Annotated in this window: 5 protein-coding genes; all 5 read left to right on the forward strand. The window is 51.7% G+C overall.

The window, feature by feature from the left end; genetic code table 11:
* Positions 1 to 120: 120 nt before the first annotated feature.
* Positions 121 to 618: a hypothetical protein gene (locus tag WC052_05870; protein MFA7287162.1), complete on the forward strand. Its 498-nt coding sequence runs from the start codon at positions 121 to 123 to the stop codon at positions 616 to 618.
* Between the two features lie 125 nt (positions 619 to 743).
* Positions 744 to 1,310, forward strand: coding sequence for a hypothetical protein (locus WC052_05875; GenBank protein ID MFA7287163.1), 567 nt, complete (start codon positions 744 to 746; stop codon positions 1,308 to 1,310).
* Positions 1,307 to 3,421 (forward strand): hypothetical protein, encoded by a 2,115-nt coding sequence (locus tag WC052_05880; protein MFA7287164.1) that lies wholly within the window; start codon positions 1,307 to 1,309, stop codon positions 3,419 to 3,421. Before WC052_05875 ends, WC052_05880 begins: the two co-directional genes overlap by 4 nt.
* Positions 3,418 to 3,627, forward strand: coding sequence for a hypothetical protein (locus WC052_05885; protein ID MFA7287165.1), 210 nt, complete (start codon positions 3,418 to 3,420; stop codon positions 3,625 to 3,627). The genes WC052_05880 and WC052_05885 overlap by 4 nt, the downstream gene beginning before the upstream one ends.
* Before the next feature lie 6 nt (positions 3,628 to 3,633).
* Positions 3,634 to 3,918: hypothetical protein (locus WC052_05890; GenBank protein ID MFA7287166.1), on the forward strand; the 285-nt coding region annotated here is incomplete at its 3' end.

The following is a 3,918-nucleotide window of genomic DNA, read 5'->3' on the forward strand; positions in this document are numbered from 1 at the left end:
AGTGAGACGTGTTCGACAGGCCATGTCGAGCCTCCCAAAACTGCCCCGCTTCGGCGGGGCTTTTCTTTTTCTGCCCACAGATGTTATGCTCTGCGCTGATTTCCTCGCCGAGGGACCGCCATGCGCCGCATTCTAATCGCTCTAGCCTTCCTCTCGCCCCTGTGGGCGCTGCCCGCCTTTGCCGTTGATTGCCAGTACCGCGCCACGTCGCCGACGCTGCCAGACCAGCAATTTATCATCCTGCAATGCGACAGCGCCGGAAAGCTGCTCACAACGCAGACGCCTAGTTCCGCCACGTCGGCGGGGATTACCCCTGTGGTCTCGGCTGCGGCAGAAGCAAGCAAGGTTTTCAAAGCGAGCGCTGGCAATCTCTACGCCTATCAGGTGACGACCGGCGCGGCAGCGGGCTTCGTCATGATCTTCAACGCTACGTCGGCTCCGGCAGATGGCGCAGTGACGCCGGTCAAATGTGTGGCTGTCGCGGCGAATAGCACTGTGGGGGTGAGCATGAACCCGCCTGAGGCGTTTCAAACCGGGATCACGGCCGTGTTCTCGACGACGGGATGTTTTGTCAAAACTGCAAGCGCCACGGCGATGTTTTCAGGGGACGTGAAATGAGGCGCGCATTCCTAGCTGGCGTATTTTGTTTTGCGACAGTCGCGGCTTTCGCTCAAGCTTTGAACGTCAGCCCTCAAGGTTTAACAGCGGGGTCGACGCCAGTCGGCGGTTGTACGACGCTGAATATGTTCTACAACAATGCTGGCGTGCTCGGCTGCATGGTCGGCACGTCGTGGGACAACACTAATCGCTCGTTGACAATCACTGGTAGTGGGACGACGACCAACAAAGTAATCACGACCAAAGACTCAGGAGGGACGACTCGCTTTGTCGTTCAAGACAATGGCGCTGTGGGGATTGGCACGGTGGCTCCAACCGCACAATTGGACGTGTTCGGCAGTATGCTTGTTGAAGGCGGTGCATCCAGCACCGACTTTCGCGTAGGAAGGCAGGGTTCCCCAACTCTGTACTTGTCTATTTCTGCTCCAGGTGGCGGCATATCGACTTTCACAGTAAACGGCACGAGCGTGCTCTCTATGGATATCAATGGAGCCGTTGCGCGGTTGGTTGCTTTTGGCCCGATTAAGCGAAAGGGCTACGCCATTGCATCGCTGCCAACGGGCAGCGTAGGCGACGAGGCTTACGTTACAGATCAGCTTACGGCCTGCCCCGTAATAGGCGGGACATTCACCAATGGCGGGAATGTCGTGTGCTCTGCTTTTTTTGATGGAACGGCTTGGACTCATCAATGACTGCATTAGAAATTAACGCTATTGTTGACTTGCCGGAATATGGGACGCCCCCCGATATAAATTTTGTAATATCTCACGGCTATTATACTTTTGGCGACGGAGGAGGAGGGTGCTACGCGCGGGTCGCCTCGCCTCCGGCTGTTGGTGCGTATGCTATTTCCGCCACTGGCGGTGTTTTTGCTCTTTTAGTTAGCGGCGAGGTAAATATAAAGCAGTTCGGAGCCTCGTCGAACATCGCCGATAACGGCCCTCTCATAAACGCGGCGATTGCATTCGCTGGCAGCGTCTCTCCTGGCATGTCTGTCGTCATCCCTGCTGGAAATTATAATTTTTCAACACCAATAGTTGACGCAACCGCGAACCCAATAATTTGCGATGGCACTCTTGTCTTTATTGGCAGCGGCGCAAATGCTGTAACGATAGGAGCAAATAACTCTCTCCCCGTCCACGCAGGGGCTGTTGGTTACATAAGCGCAATTACCCGGATAAACGTAAAGAGGTCTACGCAAAACTTTTCAGATCAGTTCGCGGGTATCGTATTTAAAAATCTATATCCATTTTCGGCGGTTGTGCGCGTTGACAGTTTTTATGAGGGCGTTGTCGTTCTAGGTGACACTGTGGGTAGCGCCTTCAATAAAATTGAAATACTTGGCGCTTTTGGGTGCCTTAGAGCCGCTGTAGTTAGGACTATAGGAAACGCTGGTTTCTCTAATTCCCATCGCATAACGATGGGGAACATCGAGGCGCGCCCGACCATAACATCGCCCCAGATGGCGGCAGCTGTATTTTTTGATATGCAAGGCGGTCAAATTACCGGGACAGAGGTCATCGGCGGCGGGTATGAAATATTAAATCTTGGTTCAGGTGGGTCATCTGTCGTTTATGTGCGGGTTGGCCCGAACGCGACAGCAACTCTACAGTCAAATAAAATATCTGGTTTCAGGCATGAAAACCTACAATACCTAATTGCTGGCAATGCGGCACCAACTGTTACGAATGGTGGAACCACAAATGGGACCAACGTTGTTGCTATGGCCAGTGTAACTGGAATATCTGTTGGGGCGTCGGTTGTATCTTCGGCTTCGGGGGATATCCCATCGGGGGCTTATGTTACAGGCATATCCGGGTTAAATGTGACCCTATCTGCACGTGCTACAGGATCTAACAGCAATCAAGACATCGTCATCGCTACACGCAATCTTTATGTCGACTCGATGTTGTTTGAGCCAGCTAATGGTTATATGTTTTTAGACAATAATACACAGTCATTTATCGGTGGTGACACCCCACAAGACAAGACGTCCTTTGCCCTCGCGTCATTGTTTAGAATGGATAAAATGCACCCAGAGCGGGGGAATAGCTGGGAAACGCTCGCATCCTTTGGGCGTCGAAATGTTGTTGACTCTGCATCTGGAGTACAGGCCCCCGCCAGAGGTGTTTGGTTTGACATAGGACCAAACGCCTTCGGGGCTGTAAAAACGTCAGTGCTGAAGACGGATGAAATCCAGATTTCTGCGGATATGTTCTTAGGTTTTTTAGTAGATGTCAGGTCTGTGAGCAAAGACTTGTTTCGCAAGCTAAGTCTCTTTATAGAGCACGGGTCAGCACAAGCAGGGTATCCTCTGGTAATTCCATATGATGCAAACGGGGTGAGACTTACATCATTTGGAGATACACAGTTGATGATTGGGGCAGCGCGGGAGCATTCTATACAGGTGCGCGACGTAGTAAAAAATTTATTCAGAACAACAGCTTCGTTATCGTCTGCCTCGCAAAAGGAATGCAGTATAAGCTACGGCGCAGACGTAAAGTTTATATTTATTGCATATGGAAATCTAAACACGTCGCCAGCCATTCGCTCTATGTCAATCAGTGCTCCTTTTTATTCTGGGGCGAAGGTGCTGTATAATTCTTCGGTCATCCCTGAAATTGCGTCTATCCCGCTTATCGACACCGACGATATTATTTCTACTGAGGTGCCGAATGCGCCGACAGCTACCAACATGAGCCAGATAGGCGCTGTAGTAAGAAATAGAGCGCCTGCCGTTGGCTCCCCGACAGCGTGGTGGTTCGACACAACAGAAACGTGGCGAGCAGGTGTTAATCTATGACGCGGATGGTCTTAATTTTCATGCTTTTAGCAATCCCTGCCTTCGCCGCCGATGCGCCCACATATCACGCGATCGACGAAATGCAGGAGAGGGCCAACTCATACATCGCCGCGCTCACCGAACAGCGCAACGAAGCGCTCAATCAGGTCGTGCAACTTAGGGCCGAACTTGATAAGGTGAAGAAAGAGAAGAACTGTGGGAAATGAGCAGTCGTGTCAGTTGTAAAAATTAAGAACAATTCGACCGTCAAAACAAAGCACGGGCCGCGTCTTCCGCGTGCGGGAACGATCAAGAACACGCTCGTCGCCGTGCCAAGAAATCCTGACCGGCAAGGGCTTATTCGCAAGTTCACGGAAGCCCTTTACGACGACTTTGACGCCCACGGCGCGGAAGCCATTAAAGCTTGCCGAGTGTTCACACCTGATGTTTATGTTAGAGTGATTGCGAACCTTATGCCGAGAGAGGTAAAGGTAGAGTCTGAAGCGAGCCTTACGAAT

It is taken from the genome of Patescibacteria group bacterium (genome assembly GCA_041675205.1).
Lineage (GTDB): Bacteria > Patescibacteriota > Patescibacteriia > GWA2-46-9 > GWA2-46-9 > JBAYUF01.